Here is a 25943-nt window from a genome sequence, read left to right as displayed (position 1 = left end):
AGGCCTAAATCATAAGCATTAAAAAAGGGAGCCAATGCTCCCTTAATGTCTTAATAAGTGAATGAACTAGCGTTGTAGCAAAGCTGCTACCAAACCAATTAAACCACCAAAAATACCACCCCAAACCACTAACCAACCTAAATGCTTTTTAATCATCTCTTGCACAATTTCTTTAACTAATTGTGGTGTGAGTTCATTTAAACGTTGAGTCACGATATCTTCAATTTTAACGCGCATATCATCAATGATATTGCCCTGCTCAAATTCAGCTTTTAGTAGGTTATTAAACTGTTCTGACTGCGATATTTCGCCTAAAGACAATTTCATTTTAGCCATAAATGGTTCGCGTAATGGTTCTATGGCATCAGTGCCACCAAACATGGCCAACATGCCGCCTAAAGATGATTGCGATACAGTGCTAATTAATGCATCAAAGGCAGGTGATAAGTCGAGTTTTTCAATCACAGGCTGTAGGTTCAGATGTTTTTCACTGCTCCCCTGTTGTGACAAAAATCGTTCGATGTTTTCTTCAGTAAAAAACTGCTTCATCATCAAGTGAGCGATCCCCTCTTTAAACTCTTCAAACCGAGAAGGCACTACGCCCGAACCATATAGACCCGGCACTTTTTCAAACAGCATATAAATTGCAAGCCAGTTAGTAACCGCACCAGATAGCGCAAAAAGTCCTACCGTGAGTAATATCGGTAACGTCAAAAAATAACCCGCTAGCACCACAATGGCGGCTATTAAGTTAGTAACAACACTTTTATTCAAGCTAATTTCTCCGTGAGCATAATTGAAAACAGGATATGGTACCCCGTTAAAGATCTTTCGCAATAAAATTATTGTTCCGCTCATACCAAAACAGCGGGTAACACAGTGATTAACTGCTACAAAATATTGAAGGGTAACACACGCAATTGTGGGAACGAATAAGGGTTAATAACATCATTATATTAAGCGGATTAGCACAGTCATCATCCGCGACTTACTACACGTAAATCTTTATACTCAAAAGGTAACACATGAATATTAGCGACATTGAATCCAGCTAAAAACACCTGTTGTTGCGCTTTAACTACTGCGGCAGGTTCGCCACATAAGAATATGCGGTTATTGGGCTTAACGGGGTGCTGACTGGCCGCTAGTTCAGAAGGTTGGGCTTGTACACAGCGGGCGTCAACCGAACCGATAGCGCCAGAACCTGTAATACAAGCAGTATAAGTCAATTGTTGGTGCGCCATCATCAGCGCTAAGCAATGTTTATTTAAGTACAGTTCTGCTACGTTACGCGCGCCATGATAGAGATAGATCTCGCCGACATGCCCTTGCGCTAATGCTTGCTCAACAATGCCCAATGCAGCGCCAATACCTGCACCATGACCAATAACAATTAGTTTATCTTGTTGGTAATCATTCAGGTAGCGACATTGACCAAATGGGCCCTGCACCAATAGCTTTTCCCCTATACTTGCAGTATTAAATAACCAACCGCTAAATTGCCCATTGTATTTACGGTTAATATGCAACTCTATAATATTGCCCTCTAACACTCGAGCGATGGCATAACTGCGAGTCAGGCCATCAAACCGCCTAATATGCAGATATTGCCCTGGCTTGCAATCCATCATTTCTGACAATTTAACAACTAACTTCATGGTATTGTTGGTAAGCAATACCCTCGACAACAACCGCGCCCCCATAAACAAGTCTTGCGCCATAACCGCTTTAAGTTTTAACCCCTCTACTGGAGCGCACTGGCAAGCACACAAGTATTTATGTGTTTTTAACCGCACACTTAAACCTCGCTGAGCGCCGACCGGCAATTGACCGCCAACATGTTGTACTAAACAGGTTTTACAGGCACCTTTTTTACAAGAATAGTTTATTGGGTTACCACTGCGGACGATGGTGTCGAGCACTGACTCACCTTTTTTAGCGTCATAGGCTTGACCATCAAAAAAGAATGTTGTCATTGCTCAGGGGTCTCAGTGAATAAAGAAATATGATGATCTCAAGCGCATTTCTATGAATATGTCACTAAAATTATAGGAGCTCATTTCTAATTTGTAACCGTTTTACAATCCAATGTTATAAACTAAGACATCAGCACCGTGCATCATCAAGCAAAAATTAGTGCTCATTCACCTTAAAGAAGTAAAGGTTAATATGTCTATTGCATCAAAAAACGTGGTTAAATTCATTGATAACTACCGACAGCTGCCCCGCTATCTCCGTTTGTTTATTGTTTCCATCACGCTTTACCTGACTTTTACTGTCATCTTAGGCTTGCTACTCCCTTACATTGCGGTCAAACAAGCACCTAAACAGCTGTCTGAATTATTACAGCGCCCAGTAACGTTGTCTGATGTCCGCATAAATCCGTTTACCCTTAAAGTCGACATCGACCAGTTTAAAATTCAAGAAACAAACCCTAACTTAGATAGCCCTGATTTTATTGGCTTTGAGCAACTTACATTTGAGTTCCGTTTTTGGCACTCAATTATGAACACAGCCTTTAGTGTTGCTGATCTCAGCCTGTATAAACCAACAGTAAATGTTGAGCGACTCAATACCAAAGCAGCATTAACGTTTAACTTCAGTGATATTCTCGATACCCTAGCAAAAAATAGTGTACCTGAAGCTCAAGCACAACCCGATGCAGAACCCACAGAGCTGCCGCACTTTAAACTAGAAAACGTAGCGATTGTTGATGCCAACCTTAGTTTTATTGACAACATCACCTCAGGGCAACTGCATTACCCTAAAGTGAATTTAAAGCTTAAGTCATTTGACTCGCAAACCACGTTGGCTAATGCAACCCCCACTGCAGAAGGTAAAAAGAGTAACCATTACAACCTGCATTTTGTCGGTAATAATGGCGGCGAGATCAGTACCCAAGGCTTGGTACAGCTGAGCCCAATGTTGGTCGTAGGCGACCTGCAATTAACCGATATTCAACTGCCGCAATTTTGGTCATTTATTGACAAGCAATTTAAAGTTAACCTGGCCACCGGCAAACTCAGTTTTGCTACGGCATACCGTTTAGAAGCGATGGAAGAACATTTTCAAATTGCAACCGATGCCGGCGTGTTTAAGCTAGATGACATCAGCCTAAAACATAATGATGCCACCGTTGCTAGCCTAGGTAACCTTACAGTGGCTGGGATCAGCCTCGACTTACTAAACCAAGCCATTGTTATAGAAACTCTTAACTCTCAAGGCTTAGTTATTAATACAACGATTAATCAAGATGGCAGTGATTTACAAACACTGTTTGAGCCCATTAATTCAGATACTAACAACACTACGCCAGCAAAGGATGCAAACTTGGTAGCCGATGTCACTACCGACCAACATGCCACAGTCACGATTAGCGCAACAAAAGATTCAACAACAGACTCCAGTGTAGACTCCACCGATAATCCGCCAACCACACCTGAGGTTCCTGAGGTTGCAGCCGCAGCGCCAGCACTTTCCAACACCAATACCACAGAAACACCTTGGACTGCGGTGCTCAAAGCAATTGAAATTAGCAATTATCAACTGAACCTCAACGAGCAAGTGGTTACTGACGGCACCTTGTGGCAAATATCAAAAATCCAACTTAAAACTGGCGAGATAAATGCCGATCTGTCTTCACCCATTGACTATGAAATCGGGCTGAATATTAATGACCAGGGTAGTTTGTCTGTTAATGGCAGCATTGAGCCCCTAAAGCAAAACATCAGCAGCGAGTTGGCTCTGTCAGATTTAGGTTTAAGCCAATTCCAACAATATCTAAGTCCCTATATCAATATCGATTTAGAACAAGGGAGTGTTTCAACTAAAGGCAGCTTAGTCGTTAATAATGAAACTCAGCAACTCAGTTACAGCGGCGCGATTGATATTGACGACCTACAGATAAAAGATACAGTGCAAAAAAAGACACTGCTGAAATGGAAAGGTGTCAACATAAACCAACTGACTTTCGACAAAGCAGCCAACAGTTTAGCGATCGACCATATCTCGCTTACCCAGCCATACGGCCGCATAATTATTGCTGAAGACAAAACCACTAACTTTAGTGAGTTAATGGTCAACAATGACATTGAAACCGTCGAAACTGATACCAAAGAAACAGCCGTTGAAGTTAAGCCAGTAACAACATCAACCACCAACACCAGTACAGAGACTGAAGCAATCGCTATCAGCATTAACAAAATTAGCATTAATGACGGCTCAACGTTCTTTGCTGATAACTCATTAACCCCAAACTTTGCCGCCAGTATTGAACAACTCAACGGCCAAGTCACTCAGTTGTCATCATCGAGTCAACAAGCGGCCTCGGTCGATATAACAGGTAAAATTGACCGCTATGCCCCCGTTACACTTAAAGGCGACATTAACCCATTACTGGAGCAGCCTTTTTTAGATTTAGCGCTGAGTTTTAAAAATGTTGAGCTTACCTCTGTTAACCCCTATTCGGGCACTTATGCAGGTTACTACATCGATAAAGGGCAATTATCGTTAGATTTAAACTACCAACTCGAAAACAACCAATTAATTGGTGATAACCACCTCGTGGTCGACCAGCTTAAACTCGGTAAACCGAGCGACAGCACCTTAGCCACCACCTTGCCAGTGACACTCGCCATCGCCCTATTGCAAGACCGCCACGGCGTGATTGATCTTGGTTTGCAAGTATCAGGTGACTTAGATGAACCAAGCTTTAGTATTGGCAGCATCGTAATGACAGCCTTTACCAACATCATCACGAAAGCCGTTACCGCCCCATTCTCATTATTAGCAGGCCTATTAGGTGGTGATGATGACGAGCTCAATAAAGTTAACTTCTTAGCAGGGCAAGCCGCACTGGATAGCAAAGCAAAAGAAACCTTAAACAAACTGGCAAAAGGGTTACAAGATAGGCCGATGCTTATGCTCAATGTTAAAGGTGCCGTGAATGTTGCCGAAGATAATCGCGCTTTAACTACCGCGCAGTTACACCGCAAATTAGCTCAGTTAGCCCAAATGGAACCAGAGCAAATACCGGCAGATTTAACAGCCAGCAACTACCCCACTTCAGGACCACTATCTGAGGCATTAAAGCTACTATATAGCACTGAAATTGGTAGCCCAGCCATAGAAGTTAAAACCGCCATTGAAGCAGACCATCAAGGCGATAAAGCACTAACTGCTGCGGCACTGGATACGCGCTGGCATATTGCGTTATATAACTTTAGTTTAAGCGGGCAAAAAATCTCAGACGATGCCCTTGGCGAACTTGCCCAGCAACGCGCGGTTGCCGTTAAAGCTTACCTAGCAAAGAGCAACGCCGTGGCGATAGAAAGGGTCTTTTTACTCGATAGTCGAGTCGACTTAAATACCGCTGCAAGCCAAGTTTTACTCACTTTGACGGCTAAATAAACATAGCGTTCAGCATGTTAAAGTGATATTCAAATACATAAAAAGCACTCACATTTTAGTGGGTGCTTTTTTATGACACATTTTCTGTATTAAGCCTCCATAAACCTTAAGGCAATATATAAATTCGCCTAAACCCATACAGCTACCGCAACCCTTTTATGTATTTAATGGGGTTTAATAGCAAAAATAGTGTTTAATAGCCACTAGGAGTTATAAAGTCACCTAACAAGGAGCGCCTGCAAGCATGAACCTCGTTTTAGCCAGTCAAGCAACCACGCATAATGCACGTTTAGCTATCAGTCAATTGCTTAATACACAAACAAGCTCAATTCCAACTGTTGGTTATATTGCCTCAGCTCCAGATCCACAACGAGAGTACTTCAACGCTACTCAGCAGCTTTATACCGCACTCAACGCACAGATGTGCGTCTATTTAGAACTTGAATCTGAATTTAGCTCACAAACATTAACCGCACTATTTGCCTGCGACGTCATCCATTTATCAGGCGGTGACACCGAGCGGTTTTTAACAGCAATCAAACAGCGCCAACTTATCGAACCACTGACCACGTTTGCCCATCACGGAGGCGCGATTGTCGGCGTAAGCGCTGGGGCTATGTTGTTAACCCCATCCATTGTCAGTGCTACGCTTTGCGGCGACAATATTACTGGTGATAACGCACAGCTTGAAGCTCTTAACCTAGTGCCATTTCAATTTGTACCGCATTTTAAGTCACAGCAATTATCTAACAGGCAATTTAATCAACAGCTTAAAACACTGCAAACTAACGTATATTTATGCGGTGACAACGATGCAATAGCAATTGAACAGCATAAAGTTTTGCTCTATGGTTCGCCGCAGTTACACCAGCACATTGAGCAAAGTCACACTTACATCAAGGACTGTTAACCTCGTCACGCATGAGTTAGAATCCATTCGGTTTAAATTACATTAAGGGTAATAAATGTTTGTTATTCGTTGGGTTCTAGGTCGAATTATTTTATTTTTTAACTTTGTTTTTGCGCCAAAAAAACTAACAAGACCTGTTGTTGAGCAGCAAAAAATTGATGATGCCACTAAAGGCATGACTATCTATGAATACAAAGCATGTCCTTTTTGCGTAAAAGTGCGCCGAGCGTTACGTCGGCAAGGTCTAAACATTGTCACGCTTGACGCAAAACAAGAGCCGCATAAAAGCACATTACTCACCGAGGGCGGTAAGTTGCAGGTTCCGTGTTTAAAAGTTGAAGGGGCGAATAGAGCAACTTGGTTGTATGAATCAGCAGAGATCATAAACTATTTAGAAAACAAATTTGCTTAAACGCTAACGCGGTAAGCCGGTAACTGAAAAAGGCAGCTTTGAGCTGCCTTTTTCAGTCTGGGCCATTTGGATTTAAATTTCATTAGCGACTTTGATTCTGTCGACCAAAAAATCAACCGCGGCTTTAACTTTTGGCACCAAATAGCGCTGTTTTTGATATAACAAATAAACTGCCATATCAGAATTTTGCGTTATAGCCAGCTCATGCTCAAACTTAAGTTCTTGTAACTGCCCAGATTCAAGGTGTGAAACTAACGCCCATCGTGTTGACATTAAAATGCCTTCACCATTACAGGCTTTTTTCGCCAACCATGGGCCATTATTTGAAATCGCTACTGCGGGCCCAGAAACATCCAGCCATTGGCCATTGATATTACACAACCAAGGTGTTGGCCCTGTTGGTGTTTTAAAATATAGGCCTTTATGTTGTTTTAACTCCATCGCATTATTAGGCATTCCGTACTTATTTACGTATTCTGGTGAAGCCACAGGAATAAAGCCATTGTCCATAAGCCTTATCGCCAATACGCGCTCATTAGGCGCATAGCCGCCACGAATTGCAATATCAACATCGTCACGTCCGAGCGTTGATAACTCATCACTTAAACTGACATCTAATACAATTTCAGGGTAGATCTTGCTGAACTCATCTAACAAAGGCAGTAATATTTTGTCACCAAAACCCACCATCGAGCTTATACGTAAGCGCCCCATAGGCGTTGTTTGGTAGCTCCGTACCGTTTCATGGCTCTGTTCTAGTTGATTTAATATTTGTTGTACATCGTTATAATATATTTGGCCTACTTCTGTCAGCTTAACCATTCGGGTCGAGCGCTTTAACAGTGTCGCTCCCAAACTCATCTCTAAATCAGCAACTCGCCTCGATAACGATGATGGCGGCACATTAAACACACTGGCCGCTTTGGTAAAACTGCCGGTTTCGACAACTTTACTGAAATACCGTATAGCACGTAGTTGATCCAACTCATCCTCTCCATTAACTGAATGCCTAGGCATTTTTGCGCCATTATTGCCTTAAAAGCAATAGTGAACTGCGTTTTAGCTTATATATGACCATATTAAAACCAGTAATAATGCACTAAACCTTACCAGCTTGATGCATATAGCGGCGAGATAATCATAGAAGCGTTAGTTGCGTTTTTAGCAATGAACAACTCTCATGTTAATGACGGAAAACACACTTATGATGACTTTGCACGGCTTTGCCGCAAGCAACTATTACAACCTAGTAAAACACGTACTAATGCACAAACAGCTGCCATTTGAAGAACAACTTATTTACGGTGGTAGTGATGCGTTAAAGGCCATCAGCCCTGCGGCTAAAGTGCCGGTTATCACCACACCAGCAGGCGTTAATATTTCAGAGTCGAGCGTTATTTGTGACTTTATTGAAGAGGCCTATCCTGCAATACCACTTTCCCCTGACAACCCTGAAGAGCGAGCCGTTGTACGCCAAATAATGAAAATGGCCGAACTCTATTTCGAACTTCCCAGTAGACGGCTTATCCCCTATGCATTTTCAGGCGTCAAAGTGCCAGAGTCGGTAACCAACGAAGTTCGCCAAGTATTACACCGCGGTATTACCGCCTTAAGTCGCTTGGCCAAATTTTCCCCCTGGATAGCAGGCGAGAAATTTACCATGGCAGACATCTATGTATATTACGTCAATATCGTAGTTAGCTCATTTGGCTCCAGCCAACTTAATTGGGATATTCTTGCTCAAATCCCCGCAATGAAAGAGTGGAACACATCGATGAGTCAATCTGCTATTGCTCAAAGCATAGAAGCCGATCGGCAAGCCAATATGCCCGAGTTTATCCAAACAGTGAAAGATCAGCTCCAAGCAGCTAACGCAGCAAAACAGGCAAGTTCAATTCAAAGAATGCCAAAATAAATGTTATTAAATTATTCAAAAACAAACTCAGAACAATTAAAGCCCGATACAGTCGTGCGATTGGTCAACAACATATTTGCAGGAGCAACACTCTAATGACAGATAAAAATACTCAACTGACCTCAACCATCAGTGAAGACAATAAACTCACACTGGCGTTAACCGACATCGCCATACCACAACCTTCTGCCGATGAAGTGGTTATTCGCATTGAAGCGGCACCACTAAACCCATCTGACTTGGCCGTTATGTTCAGCGTTGCAAATATGACATCTGCCAGCCAATCAGGCTCTGACGTCAACCCAGTTATAACTGCTGATGTTCCTGCTCAATTTATGCCAGCAGTTAAAACCCGCGTAGGTAAAGCCACCCCAGTGGGGAATGAAGGCGCCGGCACCGTGGTCGCAGCAGGATCATCGCCCGCTGCACAAGCATTAATGGGTAAAACAGTTGCGGTCATCGGCGGCGGCACTTACCGACAATATTTAGCTGCTAATGTACGCAGCTGTTTAGTCTTAAAAGATGGGACGACTGCCAAAGAAGGCGCCTCCTCTTTTGTCAATCCATTGACCGCATTAGCGATGGTGGCAACTATGCGTGCCGAAGGGCATAAAGCCATTATTCATGCCGCGGCAGCATCGAACCTTGGTCAAATGTTAAATCGTATTTGTATTGCCGATGGTGTTGACTTAATTAACATTGTACGCAAAACAGAGCAAGAAACATTACTGCGTAATATGGGCGCAAAATATGTTGTTAATTCAAGCAGCGAGACCTTTATAACTGATTTAACCGCCGCCATTATTGAAACCGGTGCAACCATCGCCTTTGACCCCATTGGTGGCGGTCGATTAACCAGTGACATACTTAATTGTATGGAAGTGGCTGCGGCTCGAGACATGAAAGAACACAGCGTATATGGCTCTGATACTTTCAAGCAGGTTTACATTTATGGCGCATTAAACCGTGGCCCTATTTCGCTAAACCGTAACTTTGGTTTTGCTTGGGGGGTTAATGGTTTCTTACTATTTAATGCACTTGGCAAATTAGGGACTGAAACCGTTGTAGCAATGCGTAAACGTGTAGCTGATGAAATTACCACAACCTTTGCTAGCCACTACACACATGAAGTGTCATTGGCTGAAGCATTACAATTAGCGTCGATAGCCTCTTACGGAAAACAAGCTACCGGAGAAAAGTACTTAATCACTCCTCAAAAAAGTAACTGATAAATAACTAACTCAAAAGCTGAGGCGCAAGGTGAGTGACCCATCATTCATGCCTCAGCTTTATCCGTCATTGAGGTTACGTTAAGTATCGATACCAGACACAACTTACAATATGTTATTAACGTCACCTGCCTGATAATCTAAATTAACGGCTTTCAATTCAGCAAATTGCTTACCAATACAGCCTAGCTTGACCCACATCAGCACAGGCTTAACTCGCCACCCACACCATTGCCCGACCTAAGCTTAATCAGTGTTTTTGTTGATAAATATGTATTGCATCAGTAACTAAGGCTAATACTTTTTTATTGTTTAAACTGCTAGCTTATTTTCAACAAGATAGCGTTAATCAGGAGCGGTTTAACAGTTTGTACTGTCTTTTAATTCATACATATAGGACAGAAATTTATATGCAAAATGACAACAGCACCCTACCAGGATGGATTGGCGGCTTTGCCGGATCTAACCCCGAGTTTGCTTACCCCACCCCAAACTTAACTTCACTGCCAATGTTAGACAACATGGCCAACATCGACTTACTGCAACGCCAACAGCCAATTAAATGGCCTGAGTTTAGCTGGCAAACTGATAAAGGCGCTAGTGATCCAAAACGCTGTTATCAAATGTTCGCCCCTTACATCTCACGGCTTGGTTATACCGACACCGGCAGGGTTTATTCAATTATCTGCCCTCAACAAGGGATCTCATCCCCCACATTAGGCACTCTAAATGTTGAAGTGACCGTGACAGGTCAAAGAGGTTGGGTCGATGAAAACGATCAAAAGTTTGCAGCAGATATGAGCGTGGTAGGAAAAGTATGGTTTAGCCCAGGTGCAAAACAAAACCCATTGGTTAAGCTGTTATGGGACCACTTTGAACAAAACAAACAGCCGTTTCCGTCCGACAAAGCCAACGCAATTGTTATTCTCACCTCTAAAGTTAATGCACCAGAAAACCCAATATTCCCTTTTTTGAGCGGTGAAAGTACTGGCTTTAGCGTGCCAGAGTTTGCCAAACACCCAGAGGCGTGGTCGGTAGGTAACATTGAAGTGCAAATTGGCGCACCAGTAAAAACCGGTTACCCCGTCGTAGATGGGTTTAACAAATTTATCTTAGATATTTTCAACCTAGGTTCTGGCAATATGCTGCAAAATGGCAATGTGCTGACCTGGAATGTATGGTTTACCCAACCCCAATTAGTTGATAAAGAAGAGTGGCGCACCCATGCGCAGCGATGGCGAGATTCAATTGATGCGGATCACGGCTCACCAGATGGACCGGGCACGAGTGCTAAGTACTTTGATGGCAGCCCATTTAAGCCCGATCTAAACTTTATTAAACAACAAGAAAAACAGAAGTTTGAAACGTTTTTAGGCCATATTGATGGGGATATTAAACATGGGATCACTAAGCTGCTGCATAAACTTTAACGCTTAGCCTCACGCTATGAGTGCCCCGTTGAGGTGCACTCATATTCACGTCTAGCATAGCAAATACTGCCCGCAGCTCAGCTAGCGTAATCTTGCAGGTATATCACCTTATTACACACTTTTTTGAGCAAAGCTTCATCATGGCTAATTAGAATTAACCCGCACTGTTGTTGCCGGGCATTATCAACTAACAAGGTGATAATTTGCTGCGCTGTGATAGGGTCTAACCGAGATGTTGGCTCATCAGCCACAAGTAGTTTAGGTGACAGTAGCATGGCGCGCAGCAACGCAATTCGCTGCAGCTCTCCACCACTAACATCATGACTACAACGGCAAAGTAGCTCATCTGTCAGGTTTAACGGCGATAATAACGCTGAAATTTCAGCGGGATCTAACTTGTGTAGGCGCACCACATCATGCAATAAGGTGGCTAACGAAGTAGCTGCGCTAAAACTACTAGGCGGATCTTGATAGAGCTTTAGTTTTTGATGCCGTTTTATTTGTTGTTGCCAATTAATACTCCCAGCGCTCGGTTGTAATAAACCAAGCAAGGTATCGCCTAAAGTACTTTTGCCACAACCACTGTCACCAAATAATCCGATCACCTCACCACAATGCAAAGTAAAAGAAAGATTTTTAAACAGCGTGACCCCATTGCGTTGCTGCGCGAGGGCTTTTACCTCAACAAGTGGTTGCTTAACATTACCCGTCGGCATAGGAGACCAATGGCAAGGCGCGGCGGCAATAAGTGCTTTTGCATAATCACTACTGGGCGCCGACAAAACATGGCTAGCCTCCCCCTGCTCTAACACCTGTCCATGGCGCATAACAATAATCTTTCCACCTAACTGTTTTGCAACTTCAACGTCATGGGTAATGGTAAGCAGGCCGCCGTCCTGAGTTTGGGCCTTTAAAATACTCACAATGCTGTTGCGCTGGTGATTATCAAGGCCTTTAGTCGGTTCGTCGGCAATAATAATGCCTGCGCCAGCAGCCGTAGCAGCGGCAAAGGCGAGCCGTTGTGCCATACCGCCAGACAGTTGCAAAGGCAACTTGTGTTCAACATCAGTCAAACCTAACCGACTAAGTTGCGCTTGTGCTGCACGACTCGCTTGCGGTGCACTGTGCCCCTGCACCTCTTTATAAACCTCTGCCACTTGCTCACGGCTTTTCATAATCGGGTCTAAAGACTGCCAAGGCTCCTGCGGCAACATAGTCAGACTATGCCCCCAATACTGACGACGCTCAGGCGTTGATTTTACTTCACCGTTGAGTGCGATAGTGCCAGTGCAGTTTAAATCGCTCGACAAGGTTCCCATAATGGCGTGTGCCAATAGGCTTTTACCAGAGCCGGTTTCACCTAGGATGGTTAGCGGCTCACCGCGCTTTAACGTCAAAGATAGGTGGTGGACTAAAATGTCATTACCTGATCCAATCTGTAAATTCTTAATCGCGATCAGCTCATTCATTCTTGCTGCCCCGCGAGTAAATTAAAACCCAACACCATTAACAGCATGACCACTAACGGTTGGATCAGCACCCACGTTGCTTGAGCAAAATAGGGAAACAATTCCACAATCATGAGCCCAAGCTCTGCCGTTGGCGGCTTGAGCCCAGCATAAACAAAGCCTGTGGCAGCCATCATTAAAATAGAGGTGGCGGCACCAAATACAGCCATAGTCATCACATTCCCCGCAATTGCAGGCCAAATGTGACGTCGAAAAATATACCAACGGCCAAAGCCAAGCATCATCGAGGACTGTATTTCAAGACTATTAATTAACGGTTTAACGCTAGCCCTTACCACACGGAAATACTCAACCCACAGCGTCAATGCAATGCCGACATACAACATCACAAATGAGCCCGGCGATAATCCTGCAACCAATAATACCAACACTAACCCCGGCAGTGACATTACCGTATTAGCAACAAAGTTAATAATGCTGTCAACGGTTTGGCTTCCCCATGCAGCCATAACCCCCAATGACACGCCCAGAATGGCTGCAGTAACTACACATAATAAACTTAGCCCTAACGACAACCTGACCGCTGCAGCTAACCGCGCCAACATATCGCGGCCAAATTGATCAGACCCTAGTGGAAACTTCGCACTTATGCCGGCAAAACTGTGTTGCAGATTTTGAGCATTGGGCTGATCATAACCCAGTAACGGAACAAGCCATGCCGTAACAACTAGCATCAGTAGTATTGCCGCTCCAAGCCATTGCCCAGCCGAAAGACGCTGCAAAATATTGTTCATCTGACTTTGCTCCGGGGATCTAATAAATGACAACTAATATCAACCAGCGTATTGATCAACACAAATAGCATGCCGCATACCAGCGCAGTACCTTGTAACATGGGAATATCGCGAGAAAAAACAGCGTGCGATAAGCCATGACCAATGCCGGGCCAAGCAAATAAGCTTTCAATCATAATGACCCCTTCAATCAGGCCCACCAACTGAATACCCATAAACGCAACCACTGGCAAAGCAATATTTCGAGCACCATGGCGCCTGAATGTTTGGCTGTCACTGAGGCCTTTTACCTTAGAAAACAAGTAATAGTCGCTACCAATTACTTTTACGGTACTGTTTCTTATCACTCGGCTTGAAAGCGCAGCCAGACTGAGCGCCAAGGTTAATGACGGTAAAAACAGATGGGCTGCAGAATGGAAACCCGCCACCGGAAACCACGACAAATAAAGTGAAAACAGTAAAATAAGTAATAAGCCGAGGCAAAATACTGGCTGCGAACGAATTAATGTAGAAAGCAGTAAGCCACCACGGTCAAACCATTTATTGGCTTTAAAACCGCATGCTAAGCCCCAAGGGATCGCGATAACCACTGACAAAAGTAAAGCAGAACAAGCTAACAATAATGTGTAACCAAGCTGATGCTGCAACTCCGCCACAATCGGCGCACCACTGACTAAGCTAGTGCCTAAATTAAACTGCAGTAACTCTGCTAACCAGTGCAAATATTGCAGCCATGCAGGGTCATTTAAACCTAATTCTTGGCTAACAGAGGCGGCAGCGGCAGTAGTTACGGCATCTTCCCCGTAGCGACCCGCTGCAATTTTATAACTCATATCGCCGGGTAACATACGCCCAAGAATGAAGGTAATGGTTCCGACACTCCAAGCCATCATCAATAATTGCACTAACCGCTTAACTAAGATCTGTTTCACGGCAGCAACTCCATTTGGGCAAGGCGAAAGGAGCGCTCATAGGGGTCAAAACTAAACCCTTTAACTCGGTTAGCCACTCCAGATTGCTGGACGTAATACAGTACCGGGATCATCGGTAAAGACTCAGCCAAGTGCGAGCTCAATTGCTGGACAGAGTGAGTATATTCAGCCCCAGTAGCTTTAGCTGCATGTTGCAATAACTCAAAAAACGCAGGATCATCCCAGTTCATCGGCCCCCAACCGCCACCTTTTACGGAGCTAAAGTCAGCTAGTAGTACCGTCATTGGATCAGGAATATTGCCCAAATTACGCGCCATCAGCGCCGTTTGTAACGAGCCGTCAGCGTGACCAGAAGGGATGGCACTGGCGTTTTCCATCTGGATCTCAAGCTGTATTCCCAATTTAGCCCACTGCGCCTGTATGGCGGTGGCTATCACAATCAACTCAGGCCTGTTGGCATAAGTCACCATACTAAGTTTGAACGGTTTACCTTGTTTATATAGCAAGCCCGCGTCATTAGGCAACCAACCTTCACGCGCCAATATTGCCTTTGCCGTTTTAAGCTCGAGCCGAGGTTTAGCGAGTGATTTTACATGCCACTTACCCATTGCAGGGCCAAATATCTGATTTGCTTGTGAATCAGGTAGATGCATGATTCCATTGGCGATTCCATTTCTGTCAACCGCCATACTGAGCGCTTGGCGAACGGCAGCAGACGCTAACAGCGGATCGGCAACATTCAGTTTAATTAAAATGGTTCTGGGGATCGCCGTAGAGTCAACGCTCACGTTTGGCGCATGATTTAACAGCTGTACGCTGGCGGGATCGAGATTATAAACGATATCAGCACTGCCACCCTGCACCATTAACGCACGACTTTCAGAACGGTGACCGGTAATATAATCAACAAAAGCAATCTTCGCGTTTTCGCCATAATAGTGTTCAAAACGGCGCACACTAACTCTATGCGGCGGTTCAAACTTGTTCATTTGATAGGGACCGGTGGCAGTTAATTTAACGATTTCATCTGAACTGTCAAATGAACTGGCCGCCAAAATAGCAGTCGTATAATTAGATAAAATGGCAGCAAAAGAGCGGTATGGGTGGTGTAAGGTAAATTCAACCGTATTGGTGTCAATAGCGGAGACCTGTTTAACTAGCTCAGTATTAAATGGCGCCGGTTTGCTCAACGCTATTTGCATACTTTTCACTACAGCACTGGCATCCATAGTCGTGCCGTCATGAAACAACACCCCTTTGCGTAGTTGAAAACGCCATACGGTGGCATCTTTATCGCTTTCCCAAGAAGTGGCTAAACCAGGAATTAATGTGCCGTTCTGATCAACATCAACAAGGGTTTGCGTTATTTGCAACCGACTAAAAATATATCCCGCTTTAGCTAAATCTAAGCTGATGGCTTCAAATGGGCCGCTAACGGTTATCAAGTCTTGCCTTGCAGAAGGGGTACAGCCGAGATTAAAGGTCAAAACAAGATAGGCAACAAGGGTAAGGATTGTTCTATTATTTAAATACTTAATGATGAGCCTCAAGCAAAAGAGCGAGATATTATGGGGGCTCATTTTTTCTTAAATCAGATAAAATTTCTGTCGACAAGGTCACGCTTATGTAGCATTACGCGGATTTTAAAAGTTAAAACGCAGCATTAATGCTGCGCTTTAACAAATAGTGACTTACGGCCGACTAATCATGCCCTTAAGCACAATATCATGATAACTCACAAGGCCAATAATTTTACCCTCTTCAATAACCGGAGCCTTGGTAATTCCAAAACGATTAAACAGTCGCGCACTGTAACGAACGTCCATATTGCCATTAACCGCTAATACCGGTTTAACCATGATTTCGTAAATATTCACTCTCTCAGGCGCTTTGTCTTGTGCTAATACTTTTTTAGCAATATCACTCATCAGCACCATGCCATATTCGTCATCATCATTTCGCTTATTCACAAACAATACATTCACTTTGTGCGACACAGCTTGCTCAATTGCCTCTGCAACTGTTTGCAAACCATCAACCATGGCATAGTCTTGGCACATCACATCGTGATTTTTTATTAGCTTTCTACTGTTCATATTTGATCCTCGATATCATGGCTTAGTTTTTGTACTTGGTGTGCCACCCCCACCGCATCTTCGACATCAATCTGAATGGCAATCCCTTTACCAGAATCGCTATCAAACTCGCCCACTTTGCTTACCGTCTCTAAAATTGAACGGCTTAAGTGCTCTTCGACCAACAGTAAAACCACATCACGTTGGATATCGAGCGACAACCCCATAAAGGTTTTTTGTTTTTTTAACCCTTCACCACGGGCATGATTTATCACCGTGGCGCCAGTAGCACCTTTGCTACGCGCCGCATCTAAAACCAAGTCTGTGCATGCGTCATCAATGAAAACAATGATCAGTTTAAAGCGCATTATTTCGCTCCTTTTGAGTTTTATTTTTGTATTCAACCAATTGGGCATAGCCCATTACGGTGATCATCGGAAATAAACTAGCGAAGGCAATCAGTCCAAAACCATCAATCAACGGATTACGACCGTCGACATTCGTCGCTAAGCCTAAGCCCAGTGCAGCAACTAGCGGCACCGTTACTGTTGAGGTTGTTACCCCACCGGAATCATATGCCAGTGGGACAATCATTTTGGGGGCGAAAAAGGTCTGGATCACCACGATGATATAGCCCGCCATGATGTAGTAATGAATCGGGTCGCCAACAACAATGCGAAAACATCCTAACGAGATCCCAAATGCCACACCAATTGCAACCGAGATCCGAAGCCCTTGAATACCAATACTGCCACCAGAGACTTCATTGGCTTTGATGGCCACTGCAATCAACGAAGGTTCTGCAATGGTGGTACTAAAGCCTATCGCGGCGGCAAAAATATAGACCCAATAATAATCTTGCCAAGCATTCACTGTCACCGTTGGGTCATCAGCATGAATAAATGCCGGCGATGTGAGCTGTTCAGCCATCGCTTCGCCAATCGGAAATAGCGCCAACTCGAGGCCAACTAAAAAGAAGCTCAAACCAAAAATAACATAAACAAAACCGGCAGCCACTCGGCGCCAATTCGCAATGGGTCTTTTTAACACCCCGAGCTGAAACCCAAACAAAATAATGGCAATGGGAATAACATCACGGGCAGTAAGCATTAATGTATTAAGTACTTTTATTAGCATATCCATTTACAGCACCACCATTCCGTAGATAAGCACAAATATCATTGGCATTAAGCTCGCAAACGCAATTAACCCAAATCCATCTAACATGGGATTTCGCCCTTTAATCACGCTAGCTAAACCAACCCCTAATGCAGTGACTAAAGGCACGGTAATAGTTGATGTCGTCACGCCGCCAGAGTCATAAGCGATACCAATAATATTTGGTGGTGCGAACCAGGTCAGCACCATCACCAAAATATAACCACCAATAATGATGTAATGAATAGGCCAACCTTTTAAAATCCGCACCACACCGAGTAATATCGCCAAACCGACCGACATGGCGACAGTCAACCTTAAGCCCATCGCGTAGCTACTCATTGATGCTTCACTTTGTACAATCGCGCCCGCATTGGCAGCAACCTTGGCCGCTTCATTCGCCACCGCAGTCAGGGCAGGTTCGGCCAAGGTCGTACCAAAGCCTAACGAAAATGAAAAGATGACTAACCAAAAAACACTGCCTTTTCTTGCCAATGCTTGTGCAAGTGATTCGCCAATGGGAAACAAGCCCATCTCTAGACCAAACACAAAAAAGGTTAAACCGACAATAATAAAAATAAGACCGATAAGAATAGAGAACAGATTATCAGGGGCCTGATGCAACACAAAAATTTCAAAGAAACCCACAACAAAAATGATTGGGATTAAGTCTTTAAAACTGTTCAACATTGCCTTAAATAATTGGATGATTGAAGCCATACTCACTCCTTTGGGGCGACAACTTCAGTTTGCCTAAACACACAATAATCGCAACAACTAATTAACACTTTTAATCGTATATATGATCCATATCATTTTGCACCTGTAGCTGCTCATAATTGCAGCAACGACTCGGTTATATAGGTTAGAATTTAGCCGTAACTATATTTAAAACCACCTTTGAGCATTAACAACGATTATCAGCCCAATGAATATTTGCGATAAAACGTGGCAAAAATGACAACACTGCAATATAACGATATGCTCAACACATCAACAACGCATCACAGTTAATAGGTATCATCATGCCAACGAAAACTGCGCAAGCCACCGACTATTCACTGCAAGGCGGCTGCCTATGCGGTGCCGTTCGTTATGAATTATCCGCCGCACCATTTGCAGCAGATTATTGCCATTGCCGCCAATGCCAACAAAGCACGGGGTCAGTATTAGGCGCATGGATGGACTTTAAAACACCTGAAGTGAGCTGGCTCAGCGGCGCAGTAACCGAATTTGTCTCTTCTGAATTTGTTCGCCGTGGTTTTTGCCAGCAATGTGGTGCGTCTTTGACCTACAGAGATACCCGCCATAAAAACTACCTTACATTGGCAATTGTATCGCTTGATAACCCTAACCTTGTTCAACCCAGCTACCATATTTATACCCAGAGCCAGCTAAAGTGGCTTGCGTTAAATGACAAATGTGCCCGATACCCGCAGTCAAAAACTGACTAATACTTGTCGCTATTGTAAAGCTAACTGCAGCATCGAACGCCCAGTGCGGCGTTGAGCATTGAGAACCAGTCAGACAAGACAATTAATGTTGGCCCGTAGTCAACCTCGAACATAATCGAGCCTTATCACTGATAACTTATTGAAATATACGTTATGCTGGAAATATAAACCCATAGTGGCCAAAAAATAATGAAAAAATCTCCCCTACTGCTTATTTTGCTGCTCAGTGCATGTAGTAATACCGTACACATCGAACCTGAAGAGTTCGCCGGTCAGTTAACTGACACATTTAAAACCGATATAAAAAGTAATGGCTTAAAATTATTTACCTACAAAGCGGAATTAGTGAATGCTGAACGTAATGAACAAGCTTCTCTACCTCATGAGCATCGCGCTCAGCAAAAAAAGCGTGGGACAAGCAACTACAAAGAACCCGACCTTAGCGATTGGACTCAAAAAATAGAGCTAGGGTTAAACCGTACTATCGAAATGACCGGTTATTGCCGCGAAGGGTTTATCGAGATCAGCCGTTTAATTGAGTACGATAGAGGCAGTATTCGGGGTGAGTGTAATGAAGGGGCAACTGATAGCGATATCAGTAAGTTTGATTCTTAACCGAATTCAATAATGAGGGCGTATTTACGCCCTCGCTATTAAAATAAAGGCACCCTAGCCTAAGCTGTAACGTCCTTATTCTTATCACTAAAGCTAACTTTACCGAAGTCTTCAAGGATCGCGTAACACGCCGGTACCATAAATAACACCAGTGACGTTGATGCGAAAATACCAAACACCATCGACACCACCAGCGGCTGCAGTACAAGTGCTTGAGTACTAGTCTCTAACAACAGCGGCAACATGCCCATAGCGGTCGTGAGTGAGGTAATAAACACCGCTCTAAAGCGCTCTTTACTGGCACTCACCACTGCTTGGTGCACCGTTTGCCCCTCTTTTACATGGTAGCGAATATATTGCACTAGCAAGATGGAGTCATTCACCACCACCCCAGATAACGCAATAAAACCAAGAATAGAGGGTAAACTCAATGAGAATCCAAGTAGCAAATGTCCCCAAAATACCCCTATGAGTCCTAATGGGATCACAGCCATAACGACGAGTGGTTCTAAGTAGCTCTTAAACTGTAAGCTTAAAATAGCAAACACGGCTAATAGCCCAACAATAAAGCCAGATGCCATCGAGTTTTGTGTTGTGGCACTATTTTTTACTTCACCATCAAAACTTACTCGTACTCCGGGATAACGTTCAACCAACTTAGGCGCCAGTTCAGCTTTAAATGCACTGTTAATTTCACTCGCATTGGCTAAGTGAGTGTCCACTTCGCCGGTAATGCTAACAAAGCGCATGCCATCAAGGCGTGAAATTTTAACGTAGTTACGTTGCCAATCAAAATTAGCTACCGCTGACAATGGTACCTGCTCGCCAGTGGTGCTGATCGTAATCGGAAAGTTAGACAAGTTTTCTAACTTAGCCGCATCGGCTCTATCCAGCTGGACATCAATTTGAATACTCTCGGGCCCGACTTGAATAAAATCTGCGGTTTGATGAAAGTAAGCTCCGCGTAATTGACTGGCTAACATCATGCCATTCACGCCAAAAGCTTCGGCGCCAGGCTTTAATGTCATTAATATTTCAGACTTACCTGGTCGCATGCTATCCATCACACCCGACACACCATTAAAGCCGTTAAGATATTGCTGCACTTCAATCGAAGCAGATTTTAGCTGCTGTAAATCATCACCACGCAAGCGAATGTCAATTGCTCGACCCGCTGGCCCCATTGAAGGTGCCTTGTAAACGATTGCTATCGGGTCTGCTAATTCCCCAACGCCTTTTTCCCACTCGCGAGTGAACGTACTAAGCAGGGTTTGCCGAATTTCGGCGCTGAGCAAATCCACTTTTACCGTGGCAACATGTGGGCCGCTTTCATTCGCGTCACTGTTATAGTTAAATCGCTCGGTAATGTGTTTAACTAATTGCTCGCCGCCTTCATTTTTAGATAACTCAGTATTGAGTTTTTTGGCAGTCGCAACGACTTTTTCTACCACTAACTCTGTTTGAGCCATTGTTGAGCCCGGTGGCAAAACAATTCTGGCCTCAAGTACGTCACCTTCAAGTTCTGGAAAACCAATAAACTTAATTACGCCACCCGCAGCTAACGAAATAGACACCAACAATAAACTAACCAAGGCGCCCATAAAGGCATAACGCCACGCAATAACCCACTCAACAGCATTGACCAAATGCACTGTTCTCACAATTTCAAATCGGCGGTTAAACTCAACTTTAAAACGGCTAGCTTTGAAACGGTTGTCCTTTTTTTCTGCTGCATGAGATAAATGGTTTGGTAATACGAAAAAAGCTTCCACTAAACTGACGGCTAAAATCAGTAATAATGTTTGTGGGATCACCCGCAGCACTTTACCCATATCGCCTTCCATAAAGGCAATACTGGAAAAGATAAATGCAGTGGTTAAAAAGGATGATACAACCCCAGGTAATACACGCTTAACCCCCTGGACCACGGCTTCGGTTTTATTCAATCCGCGTTCAATATGTGCAGCAATGGATTCTGAAATAACGATGGCATCATCCATCATGATCCCGATAGCCATTAAAAATGCCACCAGCGTCATAATGTTAATACTCAAACCCGCTTGTGCCATAAAAAACAAGCTACCCATGAACGCAACGGGTAAGCCCATGGCAACCCAAAATGAGTAGCGAAGGTTAAAGAACAACCACATACTTAAAAAAACTAACACCACCCCTTGCGCACCATTTTTAACTAGCATGCTCAGACGGTCCCACAACAAGGAACTCATGTCATTAGAAGTACTGACACTTACGCCACTAGGCGTGCGCAGCTTTTCCGCTTCTAAAAAGCTCAATACTTGTTCTTTTAAACGCAATGAATCTTGTGACTTATTCTTGTATACCGTTAAAACTGCAGCTGTTTTACCATCAAAACGAATGTGTTCTTCGTTCAACTCAAATCTGTCGCTAATTTTAGCAATATCCCCTAGGCGCACTATGCCACCCTGTGAATTAGAGCGAATAACGATATCGTTAAGCTTGTCTATTTCAACTTCACGCTGGTCAAAACGGATAAGAATATTCTTACTGGCAGTCTCCAAGGTACCACTTGGCAACTGCACATTTTGCTGCTCAATCTGGGTAGCCACATCCGTCACGCTCATCCCAAGACGCTTTAGCGCATCGAGCGAGATTTCAACCGACAATTGATGCTGCGAAAACCCGGCAATAACCACTTGTCGAATACTGGTATCGAGCTTTAACCTGCGCTTTAAATCCTCAGCATAAGCTTTTAAATCTGGCTTACTTGTCGCGGCCGATAAGGCAATATCAATAATCGGTTCGTTACGATTAAGATCTTCAACTATTGGCGGTTCAATTTCAGCGGGAAAATCTTTAATCCCTGATATTTTTGTTTGTACATCAACAAGGTTACGCGCCAGATCCGCTTTATCATCCAGCTTTAATGTCATCACGGCAACGCCTTCTTGCGCGTCACATTTGGTTTCGACAATACTCCCTAACGTGTCAACGGCATCTTCCATGCGTAAACACAAGTTTTCTTCCACATCTTGCGGAGATGCGCCAGGCAGTACCACGGTGGCACTAATATAGTTAGGCGAAAACTCTGGAAAGGTTTCGCGCTTTATCTGCGGTAACGCCTTGAGCCCGAGTATGATAAACGTCAACATTAACAGCATTGTCGCCGTTTTATGTTTTACGAAATAAGCAATCACTGCGCTGACTCCTCATTATCGCTGGCTTGGTTAGCACTGTTACGCAATACCAAGCCTGATACTGCAGGAATAATGTCGGTAAGCACTAACTGCATTTTGTCATTAAGCTCACCTTGTACCGCAGCTAAGCCTTCTTGACGGAATAAAACTTGTACATCAATTAGTTGCAATCGGTCGTCACTATCCATTAAGTACAACTTGTCACCGTGTAACGCGCGCTCTGGCACAACCCAGTAATCTTTCTCGCTACCCTTAATGCGGGCACTAACAAACATACCGTTAACTAAAGGCGGTGACTGCCCAACTTTAAGCTCACGATACTGCTGCTCAACTTGCAAAACGACACTAACGGTTGCCAACGTTGGGTCAACGGTTTCACCAATTCGGCTTATTTTGGCCGGCCATTGATACTGATATACGTCATTTTTAAGGGTGATTTCAGCCGATAAGCCGAGCATTTCAACACTAGGTAACTGATCAGATTGGCTGCTTGACTGCTTAACCGTTTTCATCAGCGTCATGAGGTCATTTATTGATAACTGCGCTTCAACTTCCATAATTTCGGTGCCGTTAATGCGCGCTAATACCTGTTGCGTAGATACCACTTGGTTGTTTTCAACACTCACTTCAGCAACACGCCCTTCAAACGGCAGGCGGATCTGAGTTTTATCGAGCTGACTTTGTGCCTCTTGTTCTTGTGCTAAGGCTTGTTGTAACTGAGCTTGCAGTACTTCAATCTCATTTGGCATCAAGTTGATACTGTTGTTTAAGTCTTGTACTTTTTGTTTTTGCGCTAAAACATTCTGACGTTCAGTATCAAGATCAGATTGCGAGATCAGGTTTTGCTTTTTCAGCGACTCTTGGCGGGTTAAGTCTGATAGTACGAGTTCATAACGGCTAGTTTCGATTTCTAGCGACAATTTTAAGTTTGCAAGAGTTAAGTCTTTACCCGCTAACTGCCCTTCTAAGGCTTTTCTGTCGGCTTGCGCCTGTGCTAAGCGAATTTGATAATCGAGTGGGTCTATCGACAACAATAATGTGCCTTCTGCCAGCATGTTACCCACTTCTAGATCTGGGTGTTTGTAAATAATTTTGCCGCCAACTTCTGGCAAAAGCTGCCATTGCACCTTGGGTGCCACACGGCCAAAAGCATCTACCTGAGCAACAATAGGGCTTTTAGCTAATGGGATCACATCGACTAATTTACTTGGTTCAGCCTGTTCTTCTAATGGTGGATGCTCTTTTAAAGCAATAACAGTAAACAAGATCACAACTCCCACAGCTAATGCTGGGAAAAAATACCAACGTTTACCTTTGATCATATCCATTATTGTTTTTCTCCAAATAAACCGTTTTCTAACAGTTTGATATTGTGTTGGGCCAATTGAGCGTAGAAATCCTGATCTAATTTAAATCCATGTAGCTCGGCCATTGGCGCGGGGATAATATAGGGAAAAATGAGTAAACTCATTATCGACATTTTTACTAACAAATATTCTTCTCTTGAAGAATCATCAAACAAGTGTTGCGGTATCGCAACGAGACTAATAACGGGGCCAAATAGCTTAAAGATTACGCCTTTGGCTTCTGAAGATTGATCCGAACTCATCAAGCTAAATAGAAACCGTGGAAAACCTGGGGTTAGGTTCATATTATGATAAAAATCATTAAAAACATCAGCCATTACGGTTTTAGATGGCTCGTTTTTTACCAAATTACGGCGGGCAACTATCGGCTCGATAAACTCCGTTATCATTGCTTCAAATAAACCAAGTTTATTACCAAAATAATAGCGGATCATTGCCATATTCACGCCAGCTTCTTCAGCAATTTGACGAATGCTCACTTTGTCATAGCCTGAGGCGATAAAACAAGTACGCGCAGCCCGCAGCAGACTGTCTCTGACTTGGGTTGCTGAATCATTTGGGGTTGGTATCTCAGTCATGTTGAGTACAGGTGTTATTCAAGTGAATAGCGCCGAGTTTATAGCTTCAAACTAGACTTTGCATGTTTTATCGTTATTCAAAAACCTGCATTATGAATAACGACTCGCGAAAGGTACGTACAAGTAAGAAAGGTGTGCCAGCCACAAAGCGTGACATGGCCAGGCATTATTGACACAAATGCGATCTAAACAGCCAAAATTGTGTGGCATAAACCTAAACGGGTAACCACTTCAACCTAATAGTAATCCGTAGAAACACTAAAGTAATTTAAACGTGATTTGGTAAAGTTGCTCGATCTCAGGGTAGATTTCTCTAATTAGCTTTTTTAAATCAGCAAGGCTCATGTTCTCTTGACGGGCATGATGTTCATTTAAATCATCGAAATTAACCCAAGCAACATCAGTTATATACAACTGACCATAGCTAATGCCGGTTTCTAAATTTGCTGCCACCACGGTTTCGTCAGCCTTGAAATAAGATTCACTGTGGTCTCTTAAAGTAATGGTCTTTCGACCGGCAAGAATATCACGCTCAAATCGCTCAAAAAATGTCATGGTTTGCATGTTTAACACCTAAAGAAATAGACCCCGTAAGCCTAACAACATTTTTTTAGCCGAAATAGCCTCGACTTAACAAATTGAGCAGTTCCCCCCTAACATTAAAAAAGGAACGATATAGTTAATACAATAGCAACCGACACAGTAGCGTAGCTGTAAGGTTTAGGGTAAAATCCGTTTCCGATTTCAAGCTTGGCGCACAATACGCTAAACTTATTCTTAGATTAACGTATCGTAGAGAACACATGAATAAAAAACAGAAGATGATCAAATTGACGGCTAAGCGTGCCAAGGCTCGTTTGAACAAGCACACTCCGCCTACGATCAAAAAATATGTATCAAAAGCAGAACGCGCTGAGAATTTAGCAAAACTTGCTGCAGAAGAGTTAGCGGCGCAAAACGCTGCAGAAACTGAAGCATCAACAGCGACTGACGATACTGACACAAGTCCAGCCAGTTAAT

Annotated in this window: 24 protein-coding genes; 9 read left to right on the top strand and 15 right to left on the bottom strand. The window is 43.6% G+C overall.

Annotated elements, in window-relative coordinates:
- Positions 1–66: 66 nt before the first annotated feature.
- Positions 67–774 (bottom strand): DUF445 domain-containing protein, encoded by a 708-nt coding sequence (locus RGE70_RS06825; protein WP_310470755.1) that lies wholly within the window; start codon positions 772–774, stop codon positions 67–69.
- A gap of 203 nt (positions 775–977) precedes the next feature.
- Positions 978–1976: a 2Fe-2S iron-sulfur cluster-binding protein gene (locus RGE70_RS06820; RefSeq protein ID WP_310470754.1), complete on the bottom strand. Its 999-nt coding sequence runs from the start codon at positions 1974–1976 to the stop codon at positions 978–980.
- 193 nt (positions 1977–2169) lie between these two features.
- Here RGE70_RS06820 and RGE70_RS06815 point away from each other — a divergent pair, with 193 nt between their 5' ends.
- From RGE70_RS06815 to RGE70_RS06805, 3 genes are all read left to right on the top strand, one after another.
- Entirely contained in the window at positions 2170–5409 is a 3240-nt protein-coding gene (locus RGE70_RS06815; RefSeq protein ID WP_310470753.1) for a DUF748 domain-containing protein, read from the top strand.
- 244 nt (positions 5410–5653) lie between these two features.
- Complete coding sequence (locus tag RGE70_RS06810) at positions 5654–6319, top strand: Type 1 glutamine amidotransferase-like domain-containing protein (protein ID WP_310470752.1); 666 nt, start codon at positions 5654–5656, stop codon at positions 6317–6319.
- A 55-nt stretch (positions 6320–6374) separates the two neighbouring features.
- A complete protein-coding gene (locus tag RGE70_RS06805) occupies positions 6375–6731 on the top strand; it encodes a glutathione S-transferase N-terminal domain-containing protein (protein ID WP_310470751.1) in 357 nt (118 codons plus the stop codon).
- A 72-nt stretch (positions 6732–6803) separates the two neighbouring features.
- On the opposite strand, the gene RGE70_RS06800 is transcribed toward RGE70_RS06805, so the two are convergent.
- Positions 6804–7715 carry a LysR family transcriptional regulator gene (locus RGE70_RS06800; protein ID WP_310470750.1) on the bottom strand — a complete coding sequence of 304 codons (912 nt, stop codon included), beginning with the start codon at positions 7713–7715 and terminating at the stop codon, positions 6804–6806.
- A 220-nt stretch (positions 7716–7935) separates the two neighbouring features.
- On the opposite strand from RGE70_RS06800, the gene RGE70_RS06795 reads away from it, so the two are divergent.
- From RGE70_RS06795 to RGE70_RS06785, 3 genes are all read left to right on the top strand, one after another.
- Entirely contained in the window at positions 7936–8646 is a 711-nt protein-coding gene (locus RGE70_RS06795) for a glutathione S-transferase family protein (RefSeq protein WP_310470749.1), read from the top strand.
- Between the two features lie 95 nt (positions 8647–8741).
- Positions 8742–9875, top strand: a complete 1134-nt coding sequence (locus RGE70_RS06790) for a zinc-binding dehydrogenase (RefSeq protein ID WP_310470748.1) — start codon at positions 8742–8744, stop codon at positions 9873–9875.
- A 410-nt stretch (positions 9876–10285) separates the two neighbouring features.
- The gene (locus RGE70_RS06785; protein ID WP_310470747.1) at positions 10286–11305 is read left to right on the top strand and encodes a hypothetical protein; all 1020 of its coding nucleotides are present in this window, start codon (positions 10286–10288) and stop codon (positions 11303–11305) included.
- Positions 11306–11382: 77 nt separating this feature from the next.
- On the opposite strand, the gene RGE70_RS06780 is transcribed toward RGE70_RS06785, so the two are convergent.
- The 8 genes from RGE70_RS06780 to RGE70_RS06745 form a co-directional block, all read right to left on the bottom strand.
- Positions 11383–12774 (bottom strand): ABC transporter ATP-binding protein, encoded by a 1392-nt coding sequence (locus tag RGE70_RS06780; RefSeq protein ID WP_310470746.1) that lies wholly within the window; start codon positions 12772–12774, stop codon positions 11383–11385.
- Entirely contained in the window at positions 12771–13568 is a 798-nt protein-coding gene (locus tag RGE70_RS06775; RefSeq protein WP_310470745.1) for an ABC transporter permease, read from the bottom strand. The genes RGE70_RS06780 and RGE70_RS06775 overlap by 4 nt, the downstream gene beginning before the upstream one ends.
- On the bottom strand, positions 13565–14500 hold the full coding sequence (locus RGE70_RS06770) for an ABC transporter permease (protein WP_310470744.1): 936 nt from the start codon (positions 14498–14500) through the stop codon (positions 13565–13567). The genes RGE70_RS06775 and RGE70_RS06770 overlap by 4 nt, the downstream gene beginning before the upstream one ends.
- Positions 14497–15945, bottom strand: coding sequence for an ABC transporter substrate-binding protein (locus RGE70_RS06765; RefSeq protein WP_310470743.1), 1449 nt, complete (start codon positions 15943–15945; stop codon positions 14497–14499). Before RGE70_RS06765 ends, RGE70_RS06770 begins: the two co-directional genes overlap by 4 nt.
- Before the next feature lie 246 nt (positions 15946–16191).
- Positions 16192–16596 carry a CBS domain-containing protein gene (locus RGE70_RS06760; RefSeq protein ID WP_310470742.1) on the bottom strand — a complete coding sequence of 135 codons (405 nt, stop codon included), beginning with the start codon at positions 16594–16596 and terminating at the stop codon, positions 16192–16194.
- Positions 16593–16943 carry a P-II family nitrogen regulator gene (locus RGE70_RS06755; RefSeq protein WP_310470741.1) on the bottom strand — a complete coding sequence of 117 codons (351 nt, stop codon included), beginning with the start codon at positions 16941–16943 and terminating at the stop codon, positions 16593–16595. Before RGE70_RS06755 ends, RGE70_RS06760 begins: the two co-directional genes overlap by 4 nt.
- Positions 16933–17718 carry a DUF1538 domain-containing protein gene (locus tag RGE70_RS06750; protein WP_310470740.1) on the bottom strand — a complete coding sequence of 262 codons (786 nt, stop codon included), beginning with the start codon at positions 17716–17718 and terminating at the stop codon, positions 16933–16935. The genes RGE70_RS06755 and RGE70_RS06750 overlap by 11 nt, the downstream gene beginning before the upstream one ends.
- Positions 17719–18453, bottom strand: a complete 735-nt coding sequence (locus tag RGE70_RS06745; RefSeq protein WP_310470739.1) for a DUF1538 family protein — start codon at positions 18451–18453, stop codon at positions 17719–17721.
- A 305-nt stretch (positions 18454–18758) separates the two neighbouring features.
- Here RGE70_RS06745 and RGE70_RS06740 point away from each other — a divergent pair, with 305 nt between their 5' ends.
- Together RGE70_RS06740 and RGE70_RS06735 are read left to right on the top strand one after the other, a co-directional pair.
- Positions 18759–19187: a GFA family protein gene (locus tag RGE70_RS06740; RefSeq protein ID WP_310470738.1), complete on the top strand. Its 429-nt coding sequence runs from the start codon at positions 18759–18761 to the stop codon at positions 19185–19187.
- Between the two features lie 189 nt (positions 19188–19376).
- Positions 19377–19802, top strand: a complete 426-nt coding sequence (locus RGE70_RS06735) for a hypothetical protein (protein WP_310470737.1) — start codon at positions 19377–19379, stop codon at positions 19800–19802.
- A gap of 59 nt (positions 19803–19861) precedes the next feature.
- On the opposite strand, the gene RGE70_RS06730 is transcribed toward RGE70_RS06735, so the two are convergent.
- The 4 genes from RGE70_RS06730 to yqfB form a co-directional block, all read right to left on the bottom strand.
- The gene (locus tag RGE70_RS06730; protein WP_310470736.1) at positions 19862–22978 is read right to left on the bottom strand and encodes an efflux RND transporter permease subunit; all 3117 of its coding nucleotides are present in this window, start codon (positions 22976–22978) and stop codon (positions 19862–19864) included.
- Positions 22975–24306, bottom strand: coding sequence for an efflux RND transporter periplasmic adaptor subunit (locus RGE70_RS06725; protein ID WP_310470735.1), 1332 nt, complete (start codon positions 24304–24306; stop codon positions 22975–22977). Before RGE70_RS06725 ends, RGE70_RS06730 begins: the two co-directional genes overlap by 4 nt.
- Entirely contained in the window at positions 24306–24923 is a 618-nt protein-coding gene (locus RGE70_RS06720; RefSeq protein WP_310470734.1) for a TetR/AcrR family transcriptional regulator, read from the bottom strand. Before RGE70_RS06720 ends, RGE70_RS06725 begins: the two co-directional genes overlap by 1 nt.
- Positions 24924–25181: 258 nt before the next feature.
- Positions 25182–25487, bottom strand: a complete 306-nt coding sequence (yqfB, locus tag RGE70_RS06715; RefSeq protein WP_310470733.1) for a N(4)-acetylcytidine aminohydrolase — start codon at positions 25485–25487, stop codon at positions 25182–25184.
- Between the two features lie 239 nt (positions 25488–25726).
- Between yqfB and RGE70_RS06710 the strand changes: the two genes are divergently transcribed.
- Positions 25727–25942 (top strand): DUF2986 domain-containing protein, encoded by a 216-nt coding sequence (locus tag RGE70_RS06710; RefSeq protein ID WP_310470732.1) that lies wholly within the window; start codon positions 25727–25729, stop codon positions 25940–25942.
- Position 25943 lies beyond the last annotated feature (1 nt).

The sequence above is a fragment of the Shewanella youngdeokensis genome, assembly GCF_033180165.1.
Lineage (GTDB): Bacteria > Pseudomonadota > Gammaproteobacteria > Enterobacterales > Shewanellaceae > Shewanella > Shewanella youngdeokensis.
Note: the sequence above shows the minus strand (reverse complement) of the source record. Positions and strands in the feature narration are given on the sequence as shown.

Bases quoted from the DNA above. Each gene is read 5' to 3' on its own strand.
- RGE70_RS06725 (WP_310470735.1), bottom strand. From the start codon at position 24,306: ATGGATATGATCAAAGGTAAACGTTGGTATTTTTTCCCAGCATTAGCT.
- yqfB (WP_310470733.1), bottom strand. From the start codon at position 25,487: ATGCAAACCATGACATTTTTTGAGCGATTTGAGCGTGATATTCTTGCC.
- RGE70_RS06820 (WP_310470754.1), bottom strand. From the start codon at position 1,976: ATGACAACATTCTTTTTTGATGGTCAAGCCTATGACGCTAAAAAAGGT.
- RGE70_RS06760 (WP_310470742.1), bottom strand. From the start codon at position 16,596: ATGAACAGTAGAAAGCTAATAAAAAATCACGATGTGATGTGCCAAGAC.
- RGE70_RS06755 (WP_310470741.1), bottom strand. From the start codon at position 16,943: ATGCGCTTTAAACTGATCATTGTTTTCATTGATGACGCATGCACAGAC.
- RGE70_RS06745 (WP_310470739.1), bottom strand. From the start codon at position 18,453: ATGGCTTCAATCATCCAATTATTTAAGGCAATGTTGAACAGTTTTAAA.
- RGE70_RS06735 (WP_310470737.1), top strand. From the start codon at position 19,377: ATGAAAAAATCTCCCCTACTGCTTATTTTGCTGCTCAGTGCATGTAGT.
- RGE70_RS06795 (WP_310470749.1), top strand. From the start codon at position 7,936: ATGATGACTTTGCACGGCTTTGCCGCAAGCAACTATTACAACCTAGTA.
- RGE70_RS06740 (WP_310470738.1), top strand. From the start codon at position 18,759: ATGCCAACGAAAACTGCGCAAGCCACCGACTATTCACTGCAAGGCGGC.
- RGE70_RS06780 (WP_310470746.1), bottom strand. From the start codon at position 12,774: ATGAATGAGCTGATCGCGATTAAGAATTTACAGATTGGATCAGGTAAT.
- RGE70_RS06815 (WP_310470753.1), top strand. From the start codon at position 2,170: ATGTCTATTGCATCAAAAAACGTGGTTAAATTCATTGATAACTACCGA.
- RGE70_RS06810 (WP_310470752.1), top strand. From the start codon at position 5,654: ATGAACCTCGTTTTAGCCAGTCAAGCAACCACGCATAATGCACGTTTA.
- RGE70_RS06790 (WP_310470748.1), top strand. From the start codon at position 8,742: ATGACAGATAAAAATACTCAACTGACCTCAACCATCAGTGAAGACAAT.
- RGE70_RS06720 (WP_310470734.1), bottom strand. From the start codon at position 24,923: ATGACTGAGATACCAACCCCAAATGATTCAGCAACCCAAGTCAGAGAC.
- RGE70_RS06775 (WP_310470745.1), bottom strand. From the start codon at position 13,568: ATGAACAATATTTTGCAGCGTCTTTCGGCTGGGCAATGGCTTGGAGCG.
- RGE70_RS06750 (WP_310470740.1), bottom strand. From the start codon at position 17,718: ATGGATATGCTAATAAAAGTACTTAATACATTAATGCTTACTGCCCGT.
- RGE70_RS06805 (WP_310470751.1), top strand. From the start codon at position 6,375: ATGTTTGTTATTCGTTGGGTTCTAGGTCGAATTATTTTATTTTTTAAC.
- RGE70_RS06785 (WP_310470747.1), top strand. From the start codon at position 10,286: ATGCAAAATGACAACAGCACCCTACCAGGATGGATTGGCGGCTTTGCC.
- RGE70_RS06710 (WP_310470732.1), top strand. From the start codon at position 25,727: ATGAATAAAAAACAGAAGATGATCAAATTGACGGCTAAGCGTGCCAAG.